Origin of the sequence: Bacillus mycoides (genome assembly GCF_001757995.1) — a bacterium.
Classification (GTDB): domain Bacteria; phylum Bacillota; class Bacilli; order Bacillales; family Bacillaceae_G; genus Bacillus_A; species Bacillus_A mycoides_B.
Genome location: NZ_LXLV01000031.1, coordinates 47,007 through 72,160, shown reverse-complemented (window position 1 = coordinate 72,160; position 25,154 = coordinate 47,007). Strand labels below are relative to the sequence as shown.

The window sequence follows — 25,154 nt, the reverse complement described above, 5'->3', positions numbered from 1 at the left end:
TTGACTTTTTGAGCAAGAAAGCCCTAAATAGGGCTTTTAAACTGGATATACAGGATGTTTACGATCCGTGAATACTTGATATTTACTCATATACATTTCGAATCGTCCTTTTAACTCTTCACGTAAATTGTTTGGATGAACAATACCATCAATCACCATCTCAGATGCTAAACGGTAAATATCAATATCTTTCTTATACTCTTCTCGTTTTTCAGCAATAAAGCTTGCACGCTCTTCTTCTGGTAAAGCTGCAATCTTATTTGCATATACAGCATTGACTGCTGCTTCTGGACCCATTACTGCAATAGAAGCTGTCGGTAATGCTAAGCAGCAATCTGGTTCAAACGCTGGACCTGCCATTGCATATAAGCCAGCTCCATATGCTTTTCGAACGACGATAGAAATTTTCGGTACAGTTGCTTCACTCATTGCAGAGATCATTTTTGCACCGTGACGAATAATTCCGGCACGTTCTACTTTTGTACCAATCATAAATCCAGGTACATCTGCAAGGAATAATAATGGAATATGGTATGCATCGCATAAATTTATAAACTTCGCTGCTTTATCAGCTGAATCGTGGAATAATACGCCGCCCTTCATACGCGGCTGATTTGCAATAATGCCAATTGGCTTACCATCAATGCGTGCTAAACCTGTAATTAGTTCTTGAGCAAATAATTTTTTCACTTCAAAGAAAGAATCTTCATCAATAATTCTGTTAATGAGATCTTTCATATTGAAAGGAGCATTTTGATTTTCTGGAATGATTTCTTCTAACATTTTATCGAACTGTTTCGGTTCTTGAGGTGTAATCAAAGGAGTCTTTTCTAAATAGTTACTTGGAAAATAAGAAATATATTGTCTTGCTTGCGTAATTGCATCTTCTTCTGTTTTACATAAAACATCTCCGCATCCTGATACTGAGCAATGCATACGTGCTCCGCCCATTTCTTCTAAAGTTACCTTCTCACCGATAACCATTTCAGCCATACGCGGAGACCCTAAATACATAGAAGCATTTCCTTCAACCATCATAACAACGTCACAAAATGCTGGAATATACGCACCACCAGCCGCTGAAGGTCCAAATAATAAACAAATTTGTGGCACTTTACCAGATAATTTCACTTGGTTATAAAAGATTCTTCCTGCACCGCGGCGTCCCGGGAACATTTCTACTTGATCTGTAATACGTGCCCCAGCAGAGTCAACTAAATAAAATAACGGTACACGTAATTTCTCAGCTGTTTCTTGAATACGTAAAATCTTCTCAACTGTACGTGCTCCCCATGATCCAGCTTTTACAGTCGAATCATTTGCCATTACGCATGCAGTACGACCATGTATTTTACCAGTCGCAGTTACAACACCATCAGCTGGTAATCCAGTTTGTTCACAATTTGCAAATAATGCATCTTCCACATATTCACCATTATCGAATAAAAGAGCTAAACGATCTCGAACAAAAAGTTTCCCTTTTGCTTTGTTTTGTTCATGATATTTCGGTGCCCCGCCTTGCTTAATTGTTTCAACTCGTTCTTCAAATGAATTAGATTGTTGTTTTTGATCTAACATATTTACTCCCCCTTATACATTGGTTTGCGTTTTTCCTTGAATGCCTGTAATCCTTCTAATCTATCTTTCGTATGGATTACGCCCTCATACGCCTGTTTTTCCATTTGTAAGCCGGTATGTAAATCTACTTGAATGCCATTTGAAATTGCTTCTTTTGCTAATCGAACGGCAATTGGACCATTATTAGCAATTCGATCTGCAATTTCAATTGCTTTCTCTTCTAGTAAATCAGCTGGTACTACGAATTCTACTAAACCATATTCTTTCGCTTCTTGCGCCGAAATACGTCTTCCTGTATAAATTAATTCTTTCGCTCTACCCACTCCAATTAATCTAGGTAAGCGCTGAGTACCACCCGCCCCAGGTATAATTGCAAGGGAAGTTTCAGTGAGACCTAGACTTGCAGTGTCAGAAGCAATTCTAAAATCACAAGCTAAGCTTAATTCAGTACCTCCACCAAGTGCGATTCCGTTAATAGCAGCAATAACTGGTTGTGGTAATTGTTCAACCATCTCCATAGTAGTACGAATCATACCAACAGCATGGCGAACTTGTTCTTCATTCATACCAGCCCGTTCTTTTAAATCAGCGCCAGCACAAAACGCTTTTTCACCAGCCCCTGTTAAAATAACTACACGTGTATTTGACTCTTCACTTATTTCCGTTAATATTGTTTGCAATTCTTCTAATAACGCTAAAGATAAAGAATTTGCTTGTCTTTCACGATATAACGAAATCTTTACAACATGCGGTGTTACATAGTCAACTGAAATATTTTGTAATTGTAGCATCTTCTCACCTACTTATCGTTTTATGTTGAAGCGCTTTATACACATGGCTCGGTAATTGGATATTTAACTTACTTTGAATAAATTGACTAGCTTTCCATAACTTTTCTTCGTCTATATTTGTTTGGACACCTAGCTTATGGAGCATATGCACTAAATCATCAGTAGCAACATTACCCGATGCTCCTGGTGCATAAGGACATCCTCCAAGTCCACCACAAGAACTATCAAACGTTGTAATACCATGTTCTAAAGACTTAACTACATTTGCCAGTGCCATTCCATACGTATTATGAAAATGCATTGCAAACTGCGAAGCATCATACTTCTTTAATAAATGTTCTAATACTTGCTCTACTTGTAACGGATTCGCTACACCAATCGTGTCACCAAGTGAGATTTCATAAATGCCGTATGAAAATAGTTGATTACATATTTCGTCAACTGCTGTGGCACTTATATCTCCTTCATAAGGACATCCAAATACAGTAGAAACATAGCCCCTTACCTTTTTCCCTTCGAATGTTGCTTGTTTTGTTATATCTTCAATTACAGCTAATGCTTCTTTAATTGATTTATTAATATTACTTTTATTATGAGATTCACTTGCTGATAAAAAAACATTCACCTCATCTACATTTTGCAAAAAAGCTCGTTCCAAACCATTTTGATTTGGAACAAGCGCTGCATATGTAACATTTGGATCCCTTTTTAGCTCAGAAAATACATCACTTGCATCTGCTAATGCAGGAACCCATTTAGGGTGAACGAATGAGGAAACTTCAACGTACGACAATCCCGCTTCTGTAAGTAGTTGAATCCATTTTACTTTATCTTTTGTGCCAACAATCTTTTTTTCATTCTGTAAGCCATCACGTGGCCCGACTTCTTTAATGACAGCAAAATTAGGTAGTTTCAATTCGCTTCCCCCTATATCTCCCTATTCAATTTCTAGTAATACATCTCCTTCATTTACAAAATCGCCTTCTTGCACATTAATTTTCATAACTGTGCCAGCTTCTTCTGAAATGATTGGAATTTCCATTTTCATAGATTCCAAAATGACGACATCCTGTTCTTCCTCTACTGTGTCTCCTACTCCTACAACAATCTTCCAAACATTTCCTGCCATCGATGCATATACTTTCGTCATCATTTTTTCCCCCTTAATATTCATAAATCTTATTTTTTAACAAGTTGTTTCGTTACAAAACCTGTTGTATAAATACCACTTTTGAACACATCATCTTCCAAAACTTGCAGTAGCATTGGTGTGTTTGTTTTAATACCTTCTACTTTTAACTCTTCTAGAGCATTTTCTAATTTTGAAATTGCTTCTTCACGAGTTTCACCATGAGCAATGACTTTCGCAATCATTGGATCATAGAAAGGTGTAATTGTTACATTATTCTCTAAAAAGTGATCGATACGTACACTTGTCGGTAACGTTAAATCTGTAATTTTCCCAGGTGATGGGAAGAATGTTTTCGGATCTTCTGCATAAATACGAGCCTCAATGGCATGACCACTACATTTTACATCATCTTGTGTAAATGATAGCTTCTCACCATATGCGATAAGAAGTTGTTGTTCAACAAGGTCTAAACCAGTAATTTCTTCCGTAACTGGATGTTCCACTTGTAATCTCGTATTCATCTCTAAGAAATAGAAATTCTTCTGATCATCTACAAGAAACTCAACTGTACCTGCATTTGTATAACCAAGAGCTTTAGCAGCTTGTACAGCAACTTCTCCCATAGCTTTTCGTGTACCTTCATCTAAAAATGGTGACGGCGCTTCTTCAATCACTTTTTGATTTCGGCGCTGCACTGAACATTCGCGTTCCCATAAATACACTGTGTTACCATGTGTATCTGCTAAAAGTTGAATTTCAATATGATGTGCATCTGCTATATAGCGTTCTAAGTACATTTCTCCGTTACCAAAGAAATTTTGCGCTCTTGTTTTATTACTTTCAAATGCTTTGGTGAGCGTTTGCTCAGTTTCCATCAACTGCATTCCAATGCCGCCGCCGCCCGCGGATGCCTTAAGCATTAATGGATAACCAATTTGTTTTGCAATTTCAATTGCTTCTTCAGCAGTTTCAATATTTGTAGTAATGCCTGGAACTACTGGTACATCTGCTGCTTGCATTGCTATACGTGATTCAATTTTACTTCCCATCTTAGTAATGATTTCTTCTGAAGGACCAATAAATACGATTCCTTCTTCTTTACAGCGAATCGGAAAAGATGGATTCTCTGATAATAATCCGTACCCTGGATGAATTGCTTCAGCATTTGTCTTCTTAGCTATTTCTATAATTTTTTCAAGGTTTAAATAGCTTTCTTGGACACGTGGGCCGCCTACTAAGTAAGCTTCATTTGCCAATTTTACATGAAGGGCATTTTCATCAGCCTCAGAATAAATAGCAACGGTACGAATGCCAAGTTTTTGACAAGTTTTCATAATGCGAACTGCGATTTCCCCGCGATTAGCAATTAATATTTTTTGAAACATAGTGACTCCTCCTTTTTATCTACATCCTAAATGTCTTGCAATTACGAGACGTTGAATTTCAGAAGTTCCTTCACCAATTTCTAAAAGTTTTGCATCACGAATATATCGTTCAACTTCATATTCACGCATATAGCCATATCCACCATGAATTTGTACTGCATGATTCGCAATACGACTAGCTGCTTCAGATGCAAACAATTTTGCCATAGCTGCTTCTTTACCGAAAGGTTTATCGTTATCTTTTAACCAAGCTGCTTTATGTACTAAATTACGAGCTAATTCCACTTCAGTCGCCATATCAGCCAATTTAAATTGAATCGCTTGGAAATTAGAAATCGTTTTTCCAAATTGTTGACGTTCTTTCGCATATTGCAATGCACGTTCAAATGCAGATTGTGCAATACCTACTGCTAATGCTGCGATTGAAATACGTCCTCCATCAAGTGTATATAAGAATTGTTTAAATCCTTTATTTACATCACCAAGAATATTTTCTTTCGGTACACGTACACCATCAAGTACGATTTCACAAGTGTTAGAAGCACGAACACCCATCTTATCGTAAGGGCTTGAAATCGTTAACCCTGCACTAGTAGTCGGTACGATAAATGCAGAAATACGTTTCCTACCATTGTCTTCAACACCGTTGATAGCGGTTACAATAATTGTATTTGCATACTCTGCATTTGTGATCCAACACTTTTCACCACTAATAACATATTCATCGCCATCTAATATCGCTTTCGTTTGTGTGCCCCCTGCATCAGATCCAGCGTTTGGCTCTGTTAATCCGAAAGCACCTAATGTTTTCCCTGACGCCATTGGAACTAAATATTTTTGTTTTTGTTCTTCTGTACCGAAATAATAAATTGGAGAAGCACCTAATGAAATTGTTGCAGCATAGCTTAAACCAGTACCACCACAAGCACGACCAATTTCTTCAACTGCTAATGCGTACGATACTGTATCGCCACCTGAACCTCCATACTCTTCTGGGAATGGGATGCCTAATAATCCTAGTTCGCCCATTTTTTGAAATGTTTCATATGGAAACTCTGCAGTTTTGTCATAATACACAGCTTTCGGTGCGATTTCCTTTTCAGCAAAGTCACGTACCATTTCTTTAATCATTTGTTTTTCGCGAGTTAGAGTAAATTCCATTCCGCTACACACCCCTTATCGAATATTTAGTTTCGACAGCGTGCGAGTTTCTACTACAAACATTACTTCTTAAAAGAGACGAATATTAGTTAGACAATTGCTATAATTCTGTCATAACTTAATTTTAAAACAGATTCTGTACCAATGCACAAAAAAATTCCTACATTGTTCTACAACAACATAGGAGGTTTCGTGTCGAATTATGTAATTTATTGTTTAATAATCTCTACCTTTTCCCGAATCAGAAATTTCTACTAAAGCTTCAGGATATGGTTCGAAATATGTTTGTCTTAATAAATACTTTTCATCAAATCGAATGGCCCATGTTTTTAAAATTACAAGTAAACAACTAAGTGGGATTTTCTTTTCAGAATACTTCTGTAACAACTCTAAAAAATGAGCTTTTTCTTGTTTTTTTAGCTTTGTTTTAAAATATCCGAAAATGTGCTCACATACATTTACATTTGATGTATAGCGGGGCGTACGCATGAATAATTCATATAAAGTCTTCTCATAATTGTCAAATACAACTTCAATCGTTTCATTTTTTTGATTTGCAATAATACGCCCTAATTCTTTTTGTTTCACCTGATTATATGCCATAAATAAATACTTATAATCAGATTGAAACGCTACGAGTTCTTTTATGTTTTTAGTATGTTTAATCATTTTGTAATGCGCGATTGTAAACAATCTTGTAAAGAAATGCTCTCTAATAATAAAATTCGACAATCTACCTTCTTCTTCAATTGGAAGATGCGAAAATTTTTTTATTACTGCTCCGCCAAATAATCCAGTTCCTTTTCCTTTTACTGGTCCTTTTTCAAAACTAGAATAGATTTTCACATCACGAGTTCCGCAACTTGGCGAACGATTCTTCAAAATAAAACCGTCAACTTCATGTAATGTTTGTAAAAACGCATTTGAAAATTGCTCCATTTTTCCAGTTACATCTTCTCGTGTTGACGGTTGTACAAGCCTATTCGCACCATTTTTTTCTACAATACGTATCGTCTCACGAGGAGTCCCTAAACCTATTTCTACTTCAGGACATACAGGTATAAATGTAACAAATGGCTGTAAGTTTCGAATTGTTATATCTGGAACCATCTCTCCATTATAACGACAGGCATCAAATTCTAAACATTTACTTACAACAATTATCGGTTTAGCAAATTGTCGCATCACATTACCTCCGTGGCGTTAGTCCATACAATATAAATTGAATCGTATTTTCAATTTCCACTTCATCGTCCCATTTCTCTTCCGGCAATAATAAAAACCTCGTTAAGAGCAACCCTAATACAGCTGATAAAGTAAGACGTAATACGGAAGATGGTGGAAGTTCAATAATTTCCCCTTCTTCTTGAAACTTTGCAATCAGCTTTTTAAAATGTACAAGCAGTTCTCTTTCTATTAATTGTTGTATTTCACTTTTTAGTTCCGGCTGAAATGGTACTTCTTGAATTAATATTTTTATCATTGGAAAGTGCTTTTTAGCAAATTCAAATCTATTTTGAATTATTACTCTTAAAAGCACTTCATACGATTCATACTCTGTTTTAAATATTTCTTTTGCAAAGGCTTGTACGAAAAATGGTGCAGCAAACTTTGTTAAGGTCGGCATCACGACTGCAAACAATAAATCTTTTTTCGTTTTATAGTAGCGGAAGATGGTTCCTTCCGCTACACCAGCTCGCTTTGCAATTTCACTCGTTGAAGTTGAAGCGTACCCTTTTTCTCCAAACATATCAACAGCTGCCTCTAATATACGCATTTGACGTTCATTACGTTTATCAGTATTCGTTGCGGCAACTAATTCTTCCAGCCAATCCTTCTTCATTTATTGTGCTCCTTTTTATCATCATTATATTTTGCGATGTTTCTTTAATGCAAATACATTTCCTACTGCAAATAATAGTGAAAAAAGTAGTAATACAGTAAGATCTAATGCAATCTCTGTAAACCCTTGATTCCGAATCATTACTTGTCTCATAGCGTCAGCACCATATGTGAGTGGAAATAATTTACCTAACATTTGTAACCATGTATTCATGGATTCCATTGGAAACAACCCAGAAAAGAAGACTTGTGGCACGATAACAAGCGGTATAAATTGAATCATTTGAAATTCATTATTTGCGTATGCCGATAGAAATGTGCCTAATGTTAGTGCAGTTAAAGAAAGCATACATGTTATAAGTAACGTTAGCCATATTGAGCCAGCTACATATAAATCTAAAATATAAACTGAAAAACTTACAATTATAATAGATTGTATAAATGCAAAGATTCCAAAACCAATAATATATCCTACAACTATTTCCCATCTTCTCACTGGTGTGGACAATAATCTCTCTAATGTACCACTTAAACGTTCTCTTACAAAAGAAACTCCGGACAATATAAATACAAAGAAAAATGTAAAGAAACCAATTAATACGGGACCAAGTCCATCAAACATCGTAATGTCTTTAGAGCCATGTAAATAATCCACTTCAGGCTTCATCATTGATGCCTCATTCTTCTCTGTACTCTTTTGCAATACTTGAAGTACCGCACGGTTTTTTGATGAATCACTGCCTTCTAATAGAAGATTTATTTTTCCATTTTCTAAATGAATTACTGCATCTACCTTTTGCTTTTCTAACTCCGAAATTGCTTTGTCTTTACTATATTCATAAATTGATGCTTCTTGATTTTTCATTGCTTTTACTATAGGAGCAGGCACATCGACTACAGCAATATGCGGTATATAGTCTTTTTGTGTAAATACTAGCGACAATAACCAAAGTAATAACATTGGTGCCCCAAACATCATTGCTAAAGAACGCTTATCTCGAAAAAATTGACGAATGATACGGATAACTACACCACTAACTCTCATGATTCAATCACTCCTTCTAACATAAAGACATCTTCAATTCGTCCGGATGACGTTTGTTTTTTCAATTCCTCCGGTGTGCCAATCGCAACTAAATTCCCTTCTCTAATTAGCCCTAGACGTTCGCAAAACTCAGCTTCATCCATAATGTGCGTTGTTACAATAATAGTAGTGCCTTTCTTTTTAAGATCATAAAACTTCTCCCAAATCGATTTTCGAAGAAGAGGATCTATCCCAACTGTTGGCTCATCTAAAATTAATATTTCTGGCTCATGAAGGAGTGCTATCGCTAATGATAAACGCTTTTTCATTCCACCTGAAAAGTGCTGTACTTGCTTTTTCATATGCCGATAGTTCTTCGTATAATGCATCAGCCTGAGCCATATAACCAATTCTTTTCATTTCATTTAGATTAGGCATGATTGTATTAAAAACAATTACATCCCCTGTAGTTGACTCATTAATACCTGCAATCATTTGAATGAGTGTTGTTTTCCCTGACCCGGAAGGTCCAACCACCCCAAAAATTTCTGCTTTTTCTATTTGCAACGAAAGGTTATACAAAACTTCTTTTTTTCCAAATTTTTTTGATACATCTCGTAAAATAATTGAAGATTGTTGCACTAAAAATCCCCCTTTTCTTTAAAATGAGTGAGTACTCACTTTTATTTTACTCTTGCGTAATTATATGTCAAACTTCATTGATTAGTATTTATTTTCCATCAACAATATTACACAATGAAACAGAGTCGACATTAGAATATTTTTTCTTAAAGTCGACTCTGTTTCATTGTAAATTATTCGATTTTAGTTATGTTTTTAAATTTAAATACCTTCTAATTCTAGCAACATCTAAAGAATATTCGATCACTATTTGCTGTATTGGCAATAAAATCGGTTCCGGATATAAATGTGCATATTGTAACGTTTCTGCATACTTTTCTAACCGTTTTTCTAAATACTTTACAATTTGCTCAGGATGACTTACTAATAAAGACGTACTATAATAATGAATTTGTTCCTCGATCGCCGTATATTCTTCAATTTCAAATTCTTTATGCATTTGTACACCCCTTTATATTTTTAATATCGTTTAATAATAACTATTTTAACTCGACTAATTTTTAATTTTTTTGATTATTTACACTATAACAAACTCAATAGGTCAAATTTTGTTACTTTATGTAACGTTGAAAAATTTTAACAAAATTGTAATGGAAACTTGTACTGAAAAAAAACTACCTTTAAATTATTCCCCTGAACAAAAAAGCCGCACAGATTAATTTAACTGCACGACTACAATCTCAGGTCTATTAAAAATTCTTTGCGGAATGATACTATTGCCTAATCCTCTACTAACTATCATAGACGTATTTTGTTTTTCATATAAACCCGCTGTATATTTGGGCAGTATTCCTTGATTAGGAGCAACTAATCCCCCGATAAAAGGTAACCGAACTTGTCCCCCATGTGCATGACCCGATAAAACTAAATCTACTTTCTCGTTAGCATACTCTGCTAAAAATTCAGGCCTATGAGATAACAATACCTTATATCCATCTAGTTGCGCTTTATCCTTTGCTTTTACAATTTCAGCTTTTATAATACTTCCTTCGTCACGATTTCCATTAGTAAAATCAGGATCATCAATACCAAGTAAGTATATTTCTTGCTCACCTTTTTGAATACTTACATGCTCATTTCTTAAAACAGTAACATGGTATTTCTTCAATTCTTTCTCCAAACTGTTATATTTCCCTGACCACTGCTCATGATTCCCTGTCACAAAATATACTGGATACTCCGTCACAAGTTCTCGTATTACTTGCAAACTAATTTCTGCATCATATGATTTACTGTCAATTAAATCACCGGTAATAACAATGATATCAGGATTCAAGTTTTTTACTTTTTTAATTAAAACGTTTTGATTTTCACCAAATTTTTTATTATGTAAATCTGAAATTTGTAGAATTTTATACCCTTTAAAAGCGGAGGGAATTTTACTGGAGGTTATTTTAACCTCAGTTATACTTATTAAATTGTTCTGTAAATATAAAAAGATACTACTACCTACTAATGTAGCAATAAGTAATACAATTCTTTTAGCCTTCTTGTTCATATTTCCTCCTAAAATTTTGATCAGTACTACAATTCTCAATAAACATTCCGTGCCCTTCAAATTCAGAATAACTGAAACTTTTTAATTGATTTGAAGTATTTTTCATAGTGTTATACGTCTCTAATAAACACTTACTGCTGTTTTCCAATCCCATTCGTATTAACTGCTATAAAGTGGAGCTTTAATATCCTAGGTGTCCTGCATGAGTGTATGATATCATGCTCATTTTCTAGTGAATTTATAGCGAATCACTGGAAGCTCTTCATCATATTATCATTTATCTTACTTAGTTTAATAACGATATAATGATAATTCCTATAGTTTTTTATAAAAAAACTGTGTATTTTTCTCGAAGTATATACGACATTTGCTTGCAAATATATTATTACCACTACGATTTTAATTTATTTAAAACGTACATAGAGAGAATTGAAACACTAAATTAACTTATGAAAAGTGATTATTACGATATTTATTAGAAAATTGAAATAATATGTGTAGATAGATATCATTGTAAATGCATATATAATTGATTTTAATTTTCTGACATGTTTTCACTTAATTTTTAAACTAATTTTTTGTGTACATTATGAAATAAAATAATGCACCGTGTCAGTCTTTAAAAGATTATATACCATAACTTAAAAGGAGGAAGAAAACTATGAAGAAGAAAAGAAAAGTCATTATGACGACTGCACTTGCAGCTACATTAGCTACAGGTGCACTACCTACTACATCGGTGTTTGCTGCAGAAAAAGAGGCTTCTATCCAACAAAAAGAGGCCAAAATGAGTATTCAACCATTTGCACAAAATAATTTAGAAACAGCGGTTAACGCTGCCTTAAATGGTCCAGAAGTCAAAAAAATAAAAGTATTTGAGCATGAGTTTAATGTAAAAGAAATAGAAGTAGTAAATCTAGGTGCAGGGAAAAAATATGTTAAAGGACAAATTTCTCATCATTTAAGTTTTCGTCCAGATGATCAATTTTATTATGAGTTTACAGTGCAAGATGGAAAGGTTATAGATAAGCCTGTATTTAATATTGATAGAGGTGGTTGGACACCATTTGCTGCTCCACTTTTATCAATTCTTGCTGCGTATAATGGGATTCCAGTTAATCCAAATGATTTAAATGCACTTGGTCAGCAGATTGGAAAAGTTATAGATGGAAGCTGGGAACATGCAGCCCAATCTATCGCAACTGTAGTTAGTTTAAGTTTTAATGAGTAGAATTTTTCAATTTTTATTAGCCTTGCAGAGGCCCATTTTTCGTAGGTAACCTTGTTATAAGAGATTCTGAAACAGCTATAAATAGATTTTTACCACTCAGTCACATTATCTTGATTTGTTAACCACCTTATCATTCATTATATGTCACAAAATAGAAGTCTTTTTTAAGACTTCTGTTTTGTTTGTATACAGTACCGCGTAAAATTTGTTTTTCACCTATCTATGCTTCTATTCTTTAAGAATCCGTTTGGCTATTAGATACAATTTATTACAACAAACTATTAAAGTCTCAAGTAAATTACTACCTCTATTTTTAATTTTTTCAATCCCAAAAATTCATTACTTTAAGAATGAAAACAATAAATATAATAAAAAATCATTTTATTTTATTATATCTATTATTTAAAAGTCAGGAGAGATAAAATGAACAAAATAAAAATGAGAAATTTCTTTAAAATTAGCATCCTCACTTGTTTTACACTAGTAAGTTTAAGTACACCATCTACTATTTTAGCTGATAGTCATCCAGGTTATTCCTATGAATCCAATATAGGATATCAAAATCCATCGTGGATGTCGAAGGTAGCAGATTCAACAAAATTAAGTGAAATATCTATTCCAGGTACTCACGGTACAATGGCCTTACATGGAGCAAGTTTTCTTGATGAAAATTTGACAAGAAATCAAACTATGAGTCTACCCCAACAATTAAATTCTGGAATTCGATATGTAGATATGCGTGTTAAACGTGTAAAAGATTCTTTTGCAATGTACCATGGGATTGTAAATCAAAAAGCAATGTTTGAAGATGTATTAAAAGAGGCAATTCAATTTTTAAAAGATCATCCTACAGAAACAATTTTAATGCGCTTAAAAGAAGAAACTACTCCTGAAAGCGGCTCACTATCATTCGAAGAAATACTTAAAAAATACAAAGACCTTAATTCCTCCTATTTTTGGGATCCGAGTTCTGTACCAACTTCAAAAAGAAATAATCCTACTCTAGGCGATATCCGAGGGAAAATTGTAATCTTACAAAACTTTACAGCCTCTCAGCAATATGGTATTAATTACGATAGCTTAAATATACAAGATACATTTGAAATTGAAAACGGACCAGACGGAATGTATGAAAAATGGAATGCCGTGAAAACCCACCTTCAAAATACAAATAATAATTTTAACAATGATAAAATCTATCTTAACCATTTTAGTGGCACAGGTGGTGCTGCTGCATTATTAAATAATGTTTATCCTTGGTTTGTTGCAAGTGGTAAAGAGAGCAGAAATACTGATAGTAACTCCAAAATGATTCAAAAAGCTATAACTAATGCATGGGAAGATTTCCCTCGTGATATAAATGGTCAAGTATTTTATGGTGGAATGAATACACTTGGCACTGAACTCTTACAACAAGGTGGAATTAAACATACTGGTATCATTGCAGCTGATTTTCCTGGACCAGGTTTAATTGATAGTATCATTAAATTAAATGGTATACATTCGATTGAAAAAGAAATATTAATTTCGCAAATTTCATCTGAGTCTAGTCCTTTATCCGGACAAAAAAATCGATCCAGTCAAAACTTTAAAATTGATAGCTTACCTATAGGTACCAAGGAATTAAAATGGGTTATTGAGCCTTCAGAAAAAGAGCATCCTTCTACTATTTCTTTCAATGTAATGATTGATGTTTCCCTAGGTTCAGATTCTATTCGTTGGAAAAACATTTCACATGGATCTAGGACTGAAGCTTACACAAATACTAAAAATTATATTGCAAATCCAAATGGTGCCACTAACAAATTTACAGTGAAAATATACGCTATTACACATTAGAAAATAAAGAATCCCAATGGAATTCCATTGGGACTCTTTAATAATTTCATTTCGTATATGTTGAGATGGAGATTAAAAACTTCACCCCTGTTTCGGTATTGCACATAGAATTAGTGATAACTACCCTTCCCCGCTTATCATTTATTCAAAACTGGCTTCCAAAGCGATAGGGCAAAAATCCAATTTGAGTCGCCATTTCCTTGATGATTTTGAACCGCTTCATACACTTTTCCCTCATGTACTACTCTATCACCTTTAGTATATGCCTTTCTTGCATCCCATTTTTCATATGTGGAATCCTCTGACTTTGTCGTTACATTCAAAACATCACTTCTACTAGATTCATTTCCAGCTAAATCAACCGCCGTCACTACATACTTATACGATGTATTAGTCTTCAAATCTTTATCCATAAAGGATGTATTATCAGCTTCCCCAATTTTATTCATAACCCCAGCGCTTTCTCTATATACAATATAATGGTCAACACCTACATTATCTTCAGACGGACTCCACATCAAATCAACAGTTGTCGCTGTTGTACTCATACTATGTAATCCTTTCGGTTGAGTCGGAGCTTCTGTATCTGGCTTTTCATTTGTTGTCTTAACCTTTAGTTTTTCACTTTCTTTTGATATGTTTCCAGCAGAGTCTAATGCCTTTATAGTATAGGTATATTCCGCATTTGCTTTTAGTTTTTTATCAGTAAAAGTTGTACCTGGTACCGTATCAATTACTTCTCCATTGCGTAACACTTGATATTCTTTTACACCTATATTATCAGTAGAGGCCTTCCATGTTAGTGCAACACTATTGGCAGAAACTTTAGACGCATTTAATCCAGTTGGTTGACTTGGAGCTACTGTATCGGGAGTTTCATTATTTACTAGATTTACATCAATTACATTATAAAACGCATTTGACGTATCTGCTACATCCCATACAGCTAAAATAACATGATAACCATTTCGATCAGTTGGTACATTAATTGTATGTGTTAAATTATTTGATGCGGCCGAACCGTCATGGTTCACAGTTCCAATTGGTTCTAATTCAGCACGTGTTAATGGTTTATTAGGATCCCATCCCTTTTTTGTAATGTAATAATGCCATTTACTTGTAGAATGTGCCGCTGTGTATTTCCATGTAAATGTATTTGCTCCCCCCTTTATTGTGTTTTTGAACCAGCGATTTGAGGTTTGTTGGTCAAGAATCCCTCCAAACAGTCCTCCTGCCGAAGCGATTTTCCCATTAATCGGTCCACCCTCTGGGAATCCTTTAGGCGCTTCTAGACTTTGAGGTTCGTACATTACATTTCCACAATTTAAATTTAATGCTCCATAATTCTGACTACATAAAGCAGAACGACTACTTGGTTTTTCAACAAACCCATGTGCATATGTACTTTGAGGAATCATTGTAATTGCCGTCACCCCTGCAGCTAAAACACAAGCACCAATTCCTTTTTTACTTTTTCTTATTCTTTCTAATTTAGATGTTAATTTCAAATTCATTCTTATCCCCCCAATATATTGTTTACGCTAATATAATAGCAATATAGGAATAAACGAACAAATTACCTACTAATATATTAATAGTTCAATAACATAAACACATTTAGTTTATTTATTGACTTGCTATGGGGCTAAATTAGGCAAATTAATTCTATTTTGTAACATTATGTAGTAAAGAGTTTATAAAAAAACAATAAAGATTCACAAAAAATCCAAATTTTGATTACGAAATTATTTACAACCACATCCGACACAATAACTACATTATTAAGCATTATTCATGATTTATAAGCGTATTTGTTGTTTTTCAACAAGCTCATAAATCAATATTTATTACACTCTCTCACTACCTGACAAAATCAGATCAAAAACATATCTCTGCATATTATCTATTAGTTTAACCACATCTGGATTTTTATCTTTGCTAAGCGACCAATTGATTGACACCATTGCGTTTGCTTTATACAACTGAGCTACAAAGTCAATCGGCACACTTACTACCACCTGCTGCTCTTTCAAATAGGAATAACAGGCATTATATAAAATAGATTCTAACTCTAAACGTAAATCCGCTGATGGAACACGTACATGGAGTAAAGTTGCAATCTCTTTTTTTCGCGCTGAAACCTTATCGGTTATCATATTGATAACTTGAGCCACATTTCCATTCTCTATTAATGCGAAACGTAATTCAATTTCTTCCTTGAACCAGCAAACATAATTTTGCACTATTTTTTCCAAAAGATCATATTTATCTGCAAAATGGCTGTAAAATGTGGACTTACTCACCAAAGCATGTACGCAAATATCTTTAGTTGTAATTCGACCAAACTCTTTTTCGTTCAAGAGGGTAATAAGTGTATTAGAAATATTTTTCTTCGTTTTATAAACGCGAACATCCTCTCCCATTAATAATCAATCTCCTTCCCAAAGTTGCTTATCGAACCGTTTATATCCTTATGGTTCGATTTCGTACTTCTTCCCCTTTCCTGCTTGTTGTTTCTTTAATATACTTCTCTTATCCTTACCTTGTAGTCAAATATAAGGAGGGATTTTGTGTTTAAACAGTATGTAAACAACGAACAGTTTAATTTGCAAATTAACCGTTTTTTCAACGATTTCTATCAAGACGATGAGCGGGCAAATCAGGATTTGCTAGCCATCATCCCAAAACTTGCAGACACGGACAGCTGGTATAACACTTGGATAGAATATGCAGCGATGCGGGAGCACCCTAAAGACTTCGATCTGGCTTCGGTTTATTATCAAGCTGCCGAGTTTTATATGGAGTCATCCGATCCAAAAAAAGAAAAAGTGTACCAAAAATACCGTGAAACCTTTTATAAGAGTTTTCATGACTTTGAGTATGAAACCTATCAAATTCCTTATGAAGATTCCTATCTCCCTGCAATCAAATTCATGAATCCAGGCGCATGTAATACACTACTTTTCTTTGGAGGCTACGATTCCTACATGGAGGAAATGATGAAGATGCTAAACTATCTCCAAGGAATCAATTATAATATTATAGTGTTTGATGGACCTGGACAAGGAACAGCACTGAAAACCGGCTTGAAATTTATCCACAACTGGGAGAAGCCCGTTTCCACAGTCATTGACTATTTCAAACTTGACCGTGTTAGTATTCTCGGAGCTTCTTGGGGCGGCTACTTGGCAATGCGTGCCGCCGCTTTTGAAAAACGAATCGACAAAGTCATCGCCTTTAATATTTTTTATAGTGGCCTTGATGCACTTAAGATGCGCATGCCGGATAATATCTGGGATAAATTGACCACGCTTCTGGCTACTAATGAAGCTGACAAAATTAATACCATGTTTAAACAAATGATGGCCACCAGCATCGACCTGAACTAGAAAATTAAAAAGGGTATGGAAAATACAGGTGAAAAGACGCCATTCAACTTACTTAAAAACTTTGAAAAACATACGATGGCAGGAATCGGTCAGTTCATAAATCAAGAAGTATTGCTCCTGGCTGGTGAAGACGATCAGTACGTTCCAATTAGCCGATTATCGCAAATCGAATTGGAGCTATGTAATGCAGCCTCCATCACTTCTGTAGTTTTCACTAAGAAAACTGGCGGTGAACAACATTGTCAGGCTGGTCATCGTCACTTAGCTTTTGATGAAATTAAAAGATTTTTGCGACATAAATTATATTGAGAAATATGAAGCGTTTTAGCACTTTCAAAATTTTTCTTTTACTAGCACATTAGAACATGGTGACCATCGTGTCACTCCTCAAAAAGACTGATATTATTGTCATAAAAGAAATCCCCCACGTATTTGTGGGGGATTATTCTGCGTTTTACTTATAATGAAATGTGTGAAGTTTTGTTTATTTACAAACCTAAAATTCCAACAATCTGACTCGCCTTTAGATTAGTAATATAATAGTACATCTCTAAACCCTTTCTTTCAGCCTTTAGCACCTTACCCCTCATTTTCGATAAATGTTGGGAAACAGTGGATTGTGGAATTTTTAAAAGCTTAGTCAATTGTGTAACATTACATTTTTTATACTGAATTAACTCATTTATAATTATTCTTACTAAATCTAACAAAAAAATTTGAGTAGCCCCCTATTTATTGCACTAATTATAACTAGAGCTAGCCCTTTCCTTTTCTTTAAATTCCTACTTTAACTAGACCATACGGACGTTAAGTTATATGAGGTTCATTTTATAATGGGGAAATTTTTCACCTTTTCTAAACAACTTATTATATTATTTTTATCTAATAAGGCACAGAAACAAATTAAAAAACTTTAGTGCTCCTGAGAAAATCTCTTGAGGAAAAACGTTTTTAGGGTGAAACGTTTTTCAGGGTACTTTTATACTGACTCTTTTCCTTAAAATGTTTCTGTACCTAATATTTAAATTAACTTATGTCAAAATATTTCGCAATACAAGTGCTAAATGCTACATGGATATATAGAAAATGGCACTTTTTATGAGCATACCCCATCAAATACTTATATTAAATATAGAAAAGTCACCTTACTATTATTAAATTTGTTAAATTAAATAATGAAAATGGAGAATACTAACTTTATAATTGTCACAATTTAATTTATATATCTACTCTTTTATTACTCGTAAAAATCATTTGATGATTCCTTCAATATTAATTTATGAAATGCAGAGACCATCTAAAGCAACAATTTTCTTACATTTGATTGTTTTTCTATCTAATTTATTTTGTCGAAAAAAGTCGATATTTTCATATTTTTTTCATTTAATTATTGTACATTTGCACATTTAATGTTAGGATTATGCCTATTCAAATTAGATCCTATTGATTCCTCTTTAAGATTTCTTTATTTTATTTGTGAAAATTAGTTACTTTCTAGTAAATTCCCAGCAATAATACAGCAAACTACACTAATAATAATTCTAAAATTATATTTTCATCTCGTAAATTCATAAAAAGGAATTTAATTCAAACTATAATTTCTATCTGTGTATATTCATTCTTTATTCAAACATGATTAATTATAAGTTCTAACTCGTTAATCAAATTTAAATAACAATTTTGATTCTAAAATAAGTTCAAAATCAAAATAAATATATTGTTATTTTAAAATAATGTTGTAAACTATCTTTAGAATGGAAAGATTTATGTAACAGCATGTTAAGGGGTTACAGGGGGAATAAAAATGAGAAATTTTTTCGATGACAAGTATAAAAATATTGAATTAAAAAGGAGACTATTAAATATAATCAGTGAAATTAGTGAATTAAAAGGAAAATTAGCTGCTTATCAGGAACAAAATCCTGATATATTTACTAGCTTAGAAAAAACCATACCACTTCATTACATAAAAAACTTTACTACTACCTATGAAGATATAAAAGTCCCTAATAAAAGATTAAAAGAACTTATTTTAGATGATATAGTACCTCAAAATATCTCAGAAGATGCTATTTTTTGTTTTTATCAAACACTTACTTTTGTACATAAGAATTCCTGTAATTTATTAATTAATCCAGAGACTATACAGGAATTACATTTTCAATTGATACATTACATTACCTCTGATAGTGCCAAATGGCGCGAAAAACCGTTTACTATTCCAGGTATTCCTGAAAACGGAATGCACTTAAATAGTTACCGCATTCTCCCACATGAGCTTATTCCACAAGTAATGGAACAATTATGTGATCAATATAACTCATTAAATTCTAGTAAGGTCCATCATTCACTTTTATTAATAGCTCGTTTTATATTTAATTTTTATTGCATAGTCCCTTTTAATCAAGGAAACGGCAGATTGGCACTTATGTTAATGCAATTGCTATTAATACAGAATGGACATACATTTGTAAAATATGTATGTTTGGATAAATATATCAAGAAAAATGAATCTGAATATTACAATTCGATTTATAAATCTTCGGTAAATTGGTACTGCGAGGAACATAATAGTAGCTTTTGGTTAAAAACGTTTTTAACTATTATATTAGAGGCGTACAAAGATCTTCATAATACAGTTTTAGATTCTATATGTAAACATACTAAAGTGGAGAGAATTCAGGATTTTATACTTAAACAAAAGCAGTCCTTTACTAAGGAGAGTATTCGTAACACATATCCAGACATAGCCGAGAGTACAATCAGTAAGGCTTTAAGTTCCTTGCAATTGTTTGGCCATATTAAGCTAGTGACAAAAGGAAGAAATGCTAGTTGGATTAAAGTTTAACTATACTTGTAAAACACTTACAGTTCAAAAAAGAAAATTATAACTTTATCATTTAAATTCATGCCTTTGGACTCTTATTCATTGAATTTCACTTTAATAAGCTATTATTACTAATTTAGTTATTTCTAATTCCTATAAAACATTTTATAGGAATACTTGTCGAAAAAAGTCGCATTTTAATATTTTTTCTTTATTTTCTGGTTGTAAACGTTTCATTTTCGTGTTACCATCTTAATCAAACAATAGATGGTAATAAAAATGAAAATATTTCTTTCCCTTAGAAACATATAAACGTACGGTCATATCAAGAAAATAAGGCCAAAGAAATATTTGATACCTATCCAAATTACCAATAGGAATTTTGCCGCATTAACTTTCTGTTATTTCAGAATAAAACTTCACATTTTGTCCCTAAACAAAATTTGTTAGCGTGCAAAATTCAAATACACTAAAACACCCAAATAAATGAAATGTCCTTTTTTAATGAGCATTGAGGTATGAAAAAATAATTCTTCCTACAAAATTCAGCTGAGTAACATAAAGACATCTAAATTACTACCTTTATCGCCATCTATTGTTGACAACATATTTACCAACTATTAAAAAGAACCTATCAAGGGTTCTTTTTTATTATAATCATTCAAATTTCACTTCTATCTTGATACTTAGATTTCTACACAAATTACATCTACTTTTTTACTCTCAATTATTGAATTTATAATATAGTACTTCAATTTTAGTTATTCTTGATCTCAATCCGTTTAAATTAGTGAATAAAATTCAAACATATAAAAATAATAACTACAACTAATCGTTATATATTAAAGAGGTGTCAATTTTGTCCTTAAATGAACAGACCCTAGAAACAAAGACAGATAAAACCATTGAAAAAATCCAAACAAGTAACTTAAAAGAACTTAAAAATACATTAGATAACATCTTTAATATTAGTGCAGATTTGATTGAACATCCTTTGCAATTAAAAACAAACACGAATATTTTACTATATTATTTTGAAGGCCTTACAGATGGTGTTGCATTAAAAGGAAATGTTGTTACACCATTATTACAAGAAGTGAATGAAGACAGTCAAATATTTAATTCTAATATTATTGCTACTCATACCAAAATAGTATATACGTGGAATGAAATTAAAGAAGGATTACTTGAGGGACAATGTGTACTGTTTATGGAAGGAGAAAAGAGGTCCCTTCTAATAAATACAAAAGGTTGGGCAGAGAGAGCGATTCAAGAACCCATTTCAGAAGTTACTATTAAAGGCTCACATGATGGGTTTATTGAGAATGCCACAAAAAACATAGGCTTAATTCGTCGATATATTCCTTCTACTGAATTGAAAATTAAAAAATTGACAATTGGAGAACGCGCCACTTCTTTAGTCTATTTAATTTACTTAGGGGATGTAGCAAACGAAGATGTGGTCCAAGAAATAGAAACTAGAATCTGTAAAATTAAAACAGATGCGGTATTGAGCATTGGAGAACTATCTAATTTTACAAAGGATCAAAATTGGACTCCTTTTCCACAGGCTTATTTAAGTGAACGCCCAGATGCCATTTCTAATCATATACTTGATGGAAAAGTAGCAGTGTTAATTGATAGATCTCCTGGTGCGATGATTGTCCCAATAAATTTAATTGGATTTTTTCAGACTCCAGATGATTATAATATACATTGGCTCATTGCATCATTTTTTCGCTTATTACGATTTGCAGGATTTAATATAGCTATTTTTTTACCTGCATTTTATATTGCTATAGTCTCTTTTCACTTTGAAATCATTCCTTTAGATCTATACACTTCTATTGCAACGTCAAGAGTTAAAGTCCCTTTCTCTCCTTTATTGGAAGCTTTTATAATGGAAATCACACTAGAAATGCTACGTGAAGCTGGTATTCGCTTACCACAACCAATTGGACAAACAATTGGAATTGTTGGAGGGATTGTAATTGGGCAGGCGGCTGTTCAAGCTGGGCTTGTGAGTAATGTTATGGTTATTATCGTGTCTATTACTGCTATTGCATCATTTATTGTTTCTAATTATGATTTATCAAGTTGTATTCGGCTTATTCGTTTTCCAATGATGTTATTGGCCTATTTTTATGGGATTGTAGGTATTGTTAGTGGATTAATGCTCTTATTTGCTCATTTTGTTTCACTAACTTCCTATGGTTCACCATATGGATTGCCAATAGCACCATTTCGTCTCCAAGAGTTAAAAGATTCTTTTGTAAGATTTCCTATTTCTATGATCACCACCCGCTCGAGTACAGGACAGCCGAAACAAAGAAAGAAAAAAGAAGGTGGTTCACATGGGGAATCTTAAATTCCAAAACATAACTTCATTCGAATATATTGTTTTCATTCATTCACTGCAACTTGCATCAGGTATGTTAATTATGCCAAGCCCACTTGCTACTACCGCTGGCACAGATGGCTGGATTTCTATCATTCTGGGTTGGATAACTACTTCTATAATTGGCGTATTTATTATATTAATGTTACAAAAAAATCCTAACAAAAACTTCTCACAGATTTTAAAAACATACTTTGGTAAATGGCTTGGGACAATTTTTCTTCTTTTATATGCCTTTTATCTATTTTTTGCTGGTTTTAACACTTTATTAAAGGCAACTGATATTGTAAAAGTGTGGGTATTCCCTTCCACTCCTGCTTATCAAATCGCCATATTATTACTATTGCCTTTTATTATTTTAGCCCTGAGTGGGTTAAGGGCTCTTACTAGTTATTCTATGCTTGTTTTCTTCTTCACTACTTGGATGCCACTATTTCTTCTTTTTTCACTAAAGAGTAACTACAATCCTTTACACTTACTACCTATTTTTAAAGATGGCTTATACCCTATTGTAAAGGCAACGAAAGAAACCATTACTCCTTATGCAGGCTTAGAAATTGCATATTTTATTTATCCGTTCTTACAAAAAAAGCAAAAAGCCATAAAAGGAATACTAATAGCGAATACTGGAACCATGTTTTTCTATCTATATGTGACTATTCTTTCTTATATATACTTTAGTCCGGAGGGGATAAAAGACGTAATTTGGCCAGTATTTCATCTGTTAAAAGGGGTTCGTTTTTCTTTCATAGAACGATTAGAAATTATATATATCGCTTACTATTTGATTGTATTTTCCACTACAATATATCCGTATTTATTTTTCAGTTTCGAATCTGTGACCATTTTATTTCAAAAAACCGTTCGCAATTGGGTGCTGGCTGGTTTTATGCTATTAATAGTCGGCTTATTCGTTTTTCTAAATCCCGATGTGGATCAATATTTATTTATATATTCTCTTATGGATATCTTAAATATCATTTTCTTTATTCTATTACCAATCTTCTTTTTCGCTTACAGCATTCTTTTTACTTGGTTTACTAGGAGGAAACAGCTTTGATTCGAAAATGGATATGGATTGTAATCTGTTGTGTATGTTTAATTGGTTGTAGTCAGAGAATTCCACTTGAGAAGGTTTCATTAATCCTTTTAATTGCCTTGGATAGAAACTCTAATGGAGACGTAAAGGTGGGCACAAGCATACCACTCTTTCATCATAAACAGCAAAAAAATACTATAGAGCATTGGACGCAGGCATCAACTGTATATAATGGATTCAGTAAGATAGATACGAAGTTAACGGGTTATATGACAGCCTCCAAAGCCGAAATCATTTTAATTGGAAAAAAATTAGCACAAGAAGCAAATTGGATGCTGGAGCTTGATTCTTCTTACCGTGACCCGTACGCTACCATTAATGCTAAAGTAGTACTTGTTGATGGACCTGTAGAAGAAATTTTCACAATTAATAAGCCCGATAAACCATCACTACCATCTTATATAAGTAGTGTAATCGAATCCTCCATTCAAAATAATCAATCCGTTTCTTCCACTATTCAACAATTAATGAGAGAAAAAAATGAAGAAGGAATGACACAAGCTGTTCCAGTTATCAAAAAAACAAAAAATGAAATTGACACGATAGGAATTGCACTTTTAGATCAACAAGGAAAATTTTTAACTCATATCCCTAAAAAAGATGTTAAATTCTTCAATCTTATAAATAAGCCCAAAAATAAAGGTCGGATGATACTACACCTTGCGCTTCCTCCTAAAAAATCCAACAAAAAACCAAACACTTCTATCTTGGTACAGAATGCGACAAGGAAGGTAGATGTTAATTTTCAAAACGGAAAGTTTGTATTTAATCTCGATATAAATGCAAATGTAGCTTTAATAGAAAAAACCAATGCGAATTTAATTAAGGGACATTATGATAATAAAAAAAATATAAATAATTTAAAGAGCGCTATTCAAAAAGAAATTAATAAGAAGTTACAAGATATTTTGGATGAAATACAGCAGAATAAAATTGATCCAATCGGATTATCCCTATATGCTAGAGCTTTTCAATATAAAGAGTGGAAAAAACTAAAAGGAAATTGGTTGCAAGCGTTAGCAGAGGCTAAAATAAATGTAAAGACACACGTCAAAATAAAAGATACTGGGACCATTAGAAATTAGATCACCCTATTCTTGTATTTTATATAATTTCTCCTATGAATTTTCCTTCCTCCAGTATTATTATGTGAAGAGTGATTATACTTGAGGAAGGGTCTTTTGATTTGATTCTAGCCAATAGATTTTTTCTTTTATACTATTCATGATAGGAATACAAGAAAGCGATTCTTTTCACATTAAAAAGAATCGCTTTCCAAGTTCATATTTTCAATTACATTAAATAAAGAATTGAGAGA

The 25,154-nt window shown here is 33.2% G+C and carries 21 protein-coding genes and 3 pseudogenes; 8 read left to right on the top strand and 16 right to left on the bottom strand.

Annotated features, from left to right (window positions below):
* Positions 1-36: 36 nt before the first annotated feature.
* The 13 genes and pseudogenes from BWGOE10_RS12155 to BWGOE10_RS12095 all read right to left on the bottom strand — a co-directional run bounded on the left by BWGOE10_RS12155 (position 37) and on the right by BWGOE10_RS12095 (position 11,053).
* Positions 37-1,578, bottom strand: coding sequence for an acyl-CoA carboxylase subunit beta (locus tag BWGOE10_RS12155; RefSeq protein ID WP_070142797.1), 1,542 nt, complete (start codon positions 1,576-1,578; stop codon positions 37-39).
* Positions 1,579-1,580: 2 nt separating this feature from the next.
* Positions 1,581-2,369 (bottom strand): enoyl-CoA hydratase, encoded by a 789-nt coding sequence (locus BWGOE10_RS12150; protein ID WP_070142795.1) that lies wholly within the window; start codon positions 2,367-2,369, stop codon positions 1,581-1,583.
* Between the two features lie 4 nt (positions 2,370-2,373).
* A complete protein-coding gene (mvaB, locus tag BWGOE10_RS12145) occupies positions 2,374-3,285 on the bottom strand; it encodes a hydroxymethylglutaryl-CoA lyase (protein WP_070142794.1) in 912 nt (303 codons plus the stop codon).
* A gap of 21 nt (positions 3,286-3,306) precedes the next feature.
* Positions 3,307-3,522 (bottom strand): acetyl-CoA carboxylase biotin carboxyl carrier protein subunit, encoded by a 216-nt coding sequence (locus tag BWGOE10_RS12140; RefSeq protein WP_001987345.1) that lies wholly within the window; start codon positions 3,520-3,522, stop codon positions 3,307-3,309.
* Positions 3,523-3,548: 26 nt separating this feature from the next.
* Positions 3,549-4,886 carry an acetyl-CoA carboxylase biotin carboxylase subunit gene (locus BWGOE10_RS12135; protein ID WP_070142792.1) on the bottom strand — a complete coding sequence of 446 codons (1,338 nt, stop codon included), beginning with the start codon at positions 4,884-4,886 and terminating at the stop codon, positions 3,549-3,551.
* Positions 4,887-4,901: 15 nt separating this feature from the next.
* Positions 4,902-6,047 (bottom strand): acyl-CoA dehydrogenase, encoded by a 1,146-nt coding sequence (locus tag BWGOE10_RS12130; RefSeq protein ID WP_070142790.1) that lies wholly within the window; start codon positions 6,045-6,047, stop codon positions 4,902-4,904.
* Between the two features lie 216 nt (positions 6,048-6,263).
* Positions 6,264-7,232 (bottom strand): YbgA family protein, encoded by a 969-nt coding sequence (locus BWGOE10_RS12125; protein WP_070142788.1) that lies wholly within the window; start codon positions 7,230-7,232, stop codon positions 6,264-6,266.
* A 4-nt stretch (positions 7,233-7,236) separates the two neighbouring features.
* Entirely contained in the window at positions 7,237-7,890 is a 654-nt protein-coding gene (locus tag BWGOE10_RS12120) for a TetR/AcrR family transcriptional regulator (RefSeq protein WP_070142786.1), read from the bottom strand.
* Between the two features lie 24 nt (positions 7,891-7,914).
* Entirely contained in the window at positions 7,915-8,934 is a 1,020-nt protein-coding gene (locus BWGOE10_RS12115) for an ABC transporter permease (RefSeq protein WP_070142784.1), read from the bottom strand.
* Positions 8,931-9,242: an AAA family ATPase gene (locus tag BWGOE10_RS34010; RefSeq protein ID WP_070142782.1), complete on the bottom strand. Its 312-nt coding sequence runs from the start codon at positions 9,240-9,242 to the stop codon at positions 8,931-8,933. Before BWGOE10_RS34010 ends, BWGOE10_RS12115 begins: the two co-directional genes overlap by 4 nt.
* A pseudogene (locus BWGOE10_RS34005) lies at positions 9,231-9,450 on the bottom strand (ATP-binding cassette domain-containing protein); the annotation flags it as partial. The gene BWGOE10_RS34010 and the pseudogene BWGOE10_RS34005, both read right to left, overlap by 12 nt.
* A gap of 292 nt (positions 9,451-9,742) precedes the next feature.
* Positions 9,743-9,994 carry a hypothetical protein gene (locus BWGOE10_RS12100; protein ID WP_070142781.1) on the bottom strand — a complete coding sequence of 84 codons (252 nt, stop codon included), beginning with the start codon at positions 9,992-9,994 and terminating at the stop codon, positions 9,743-9,745.
* Between the two features lie 216 nt (positions 9,995-10,210).
* On the bottom strand, positions 10,211-11,053 hold the full coding sequence (locus BWGOE10_RS12095; protein WP_070142779.1) for a metallophosphoesterase: 843 nt from the start codon (positions 11,051-11,053) through the stop codon (positions 10,211-10,213).
* Between the two features lie 661 nt (positions 11,054-11,714).
* Between BWGOE10_RS12095 and BWGOE10_RS12090 the strand changes: the two genes are divergently transcribed.
* Both BWGOE10_RS12090 and BWGOE10_RS12085 read left to right on the top strand, forming a co-directional pair.
* The gene (locus BWGOE10_RS12090) at positions 11,715-12,284 is read left to right on the top strand and encodes a methyltransferase (RefSeq protein ID WP_070142777.1); all 570 of its coding nucleotides are present in this window, start codon (positions 11,715-11,717) and stop codon (positions 12,282-12,284) included.
* A gap of 423 nt (positions 12,285-12,707) precedes the next feature.
* Entirely contained in the window at positions 12,708-14,123 is a 1,416-nt protein-coding gene (locus BWGOE10_RS12085; protein ID WP_070142776.1) for a phosphatidylinositol-specific phospholipase C, read from the top strand.
* Between the two features lie 137 nt (positions 14,124-14,260).
* Here BWGOE10_RS12085 and BWGOE10_RS12080 read toward each other — a convergent pair whose 3' ends face one another.
* Entirely contained in the window at positions 14,261-15,637 is a 1,377-nt protein-coding gene (locus BWGOE10_RS12080) for a lytic polysaccharide monooxygenase (protein ID WP_070142774.1), read from the bottom strand.
* A 333-nt stretch (positions 15,638-15,970) separates the two neighbouring features.
* The gene (locus BWGOE10_RS12075; protein ID WP_070142772.1) at positions 15,971-16,546 is read right to left on the bottom strand and encodes a TetR/AcrR family transcriptional regulator; all 576 of its coding nucleotides are present in this window, start codon (positions 16,544-16,546) and stop codon (positions 15,971-15,973) included.
* A gap of 147 nt (positions 16,547-16,693) precedes the next feature.
* Here BWGOE10_RS12075 and BWGOE10_RS12070 point away from each other — a divergent pair.
* Positions 16,694-17,821, top strand: a pseudogene (locus BWGOE10_RS12070) (alpha/beta fold hydrolase).
* 179 nt (positions 17,822-18,000) lie between these two features.
* Here the strand turns inward: BWGOE10_RS12070 and BWGOE10_RS12065 are convergent.
* A complete protein-coding gene (locus BWGOE10_RS12065; protein ID WP_070142770.1) occupies positions 18,001-18,228 on the bottom strand; it encodes an ArsR family transcriptional regulator in 228 nt (75 codons plus the stop codon).
* A 1,088-nt stretch (positions 18,229-19,316) separates the two neighbouring features.
* Here BWGOE10_RS12065 and BWGOE10_RS12060 point away from each other — a divergent pair.
* From BWGOE10_RS12060 to BWGOE10_RS33385, 5 genes and pseudogenes are all read left to right on the top strand, one after another.
* Positions 19,317-20,360 carry a Fic family protein gene (locus tag BWGOE10_RS12060; RefSeq protein WP_070142768.1) on the top strand — a complete coding sequence of 348 codons (1,044 nt, stop codon included), beginning with the start codon at positions 19,317-19,319 and terminating at the stop codon, positions 20,358-20,360.
* Positions 20,361-21,198: 838 nt separating this feature from the next.
* A complete protein-coding gene (locus BWGOE10_RS12055) occupies positions 21,199-22,707 on the top strand; it encodes a spore germination protein (protein WP_070142766.1) in 1,509 nt (502 codons plus the stop codon).
* Positions 22,694-23,797, top strand: a complete 1,104-nt coding sequence (locus BWGOE10_RS12050) for a GerAB/ArcD/ProY family transporter (RefSeq protein ID WP_070142764.1) — start codon at positions 22,694-22,696, stop codon at positions 23,795-23,797. Before BWGOE10_RS12055 ends, BWGOE10_RS12050 begins: the two co-directional genes overlap by 14 nt.
* Complete coding sequence (locus BWGOE10_RS12045) at positions 23,794-24,921, top strand: Ger(x)C family spore germination protein (RefSeq protein ID WP_070142762.1); 1,128 nt, start codon at positions 23,794-23,796, stop codon at positions 24,919-24,921. The genes BWGOE10_RS12050 and BWGOE10_RS12045 overlap by 4 nt, the downstream gene beginning before the upstream one ends.
* A gap of 139 nt (positions 24,922-25,060) precedes the next feature.
* Positions 25,061-25,138, top strand: a pseudogene (locus tag BWGOE10_RS33385) (undecaprenyl-diphosphatase); the annotation flags it as partial.
* Positions 25,139-25,154: the final 16 nt, after the last annotated feature.

Bases quoted from the DNA above. Each gene is read 5' to 3' on its own strand.
- BWGOE10_RS12155 (WP_070142797.1), bottom strand. From the start codon at position 1,578: ATGTTAGATCAAAAACAACAATCTAATTCATTTGAAGAACGAGTTGAA.
- BWGOE10_RS12150 (WP_070142795.1), bottom strand. From the start codon at position 2,369: ATGCTACAATTACAAAATATTTCAGTTGACTATGTAACACCGCATGTT.
- BWGOE10_RS12140 (WP_001987345.1), bottom strand. From the start codon at position 3,522: ATGATGACGAAAGTATATGCATCGATGGCAGGAAATGTTTGGAAGATT.
- BWGOE10_RS12135 (WP_070142792.1), bottom strand. From the start codon at position 4,886: ATGTTTCAAAAAATATTAATTGCTAATCGCGGGGAAATCGCAGTTCGC.
- BWGOE10_RS12130 (WP_070142790.1), bottom strand. From the start codon at position 6,047: ATGGAATTTACTCTAACTCGCGAAAAACAAATGATTAAAGAAATGGTA.
- BWGOE10_RS12125 (WP_070142788.1), bottom strand. From the start codon at position 7,232: ATGCGACAATTTGCTAAACCGATAATTGTTGTAAGTAAATGTTTAGAA.
- BWGOE10_RS12120 (WP_070142786.1), bottom strand. From the start codon at position 7,890: ATGAAGAAGGATTGGCTGGAAGAATTAGTTGCCGCAACGAATACTGAT.
- BWGOE10_RS12115 (WP_070142784.1), bottom strand. From the start codon at position 8,934: ATGAGAGTTAGTGGTGTAGTTATCCGTATCATTCGTCAATTTTTTCGA.
- BWGOE10_RS34010 (WP_070142782.1), bottom strand. From the start codon at position 9,242: ATGAAAAAGCGTTTATCATTAGCGATAGCACTCCTTCATGAGCCAGAA.
- BWGOE10_RS12100 (WP_070142781.1), bottom strand. From the start codon at position 9,994: ATGCATAAAGAATTTGAAATTGAAGAATATACGGCGATCGAGGAACAA.
- BWGOE10_RS12095 (WP_070142779.1), bottom strand. From the start codon at position 11,053: ATGAACAAGAAGGCTAAAAGAATTGTATTACTTATTGCTACATTAGTA.
- BWGOE10_RS12090 (WP_070142777.1), top strand. From the start codon at position 11,715: ATGAAGAAGAAAAGAAAAGTCATTATGACGACTGCACTTGCAGCTACA.
- BWGOE10_RS12085 (WP_070142776.1), top strand. From the start codon at position 12,708: ATGAACAAAATAAAAATGAGAAATTTCTTTAAAATTAGCATCCTCACT.
- BWGOE10_RS12080 (WP_070142774.1), bottom strand. From the start codon at position 15,637: ATGAATTTGAAATTAACATCTAAATTAGAAAGAATAAGAAAAAGTAAA.
- BWGOE10_RS12075 (WP_070142772.1), bottom strand. From the start codon at position 16,546: ATGGGAGAGGATGTTCGCGTTTATAAAACGAAGAAAAATATTTCTAAT.
- BWGOE10_RS12060 (WP_070142768.1), top strand. From the start codon at position 19,317: ATGAGAAATTTTTTCGATGACAAGTATAAAAATATTGAATTAAAAAGG.
- BWGOE10_RS12050 (WP_070142764.1), top strand. From the start codon at position 22,694: ATGGGGAATCTTAAATTCCAAAACATAACTTCATTCGAATATATTGTT.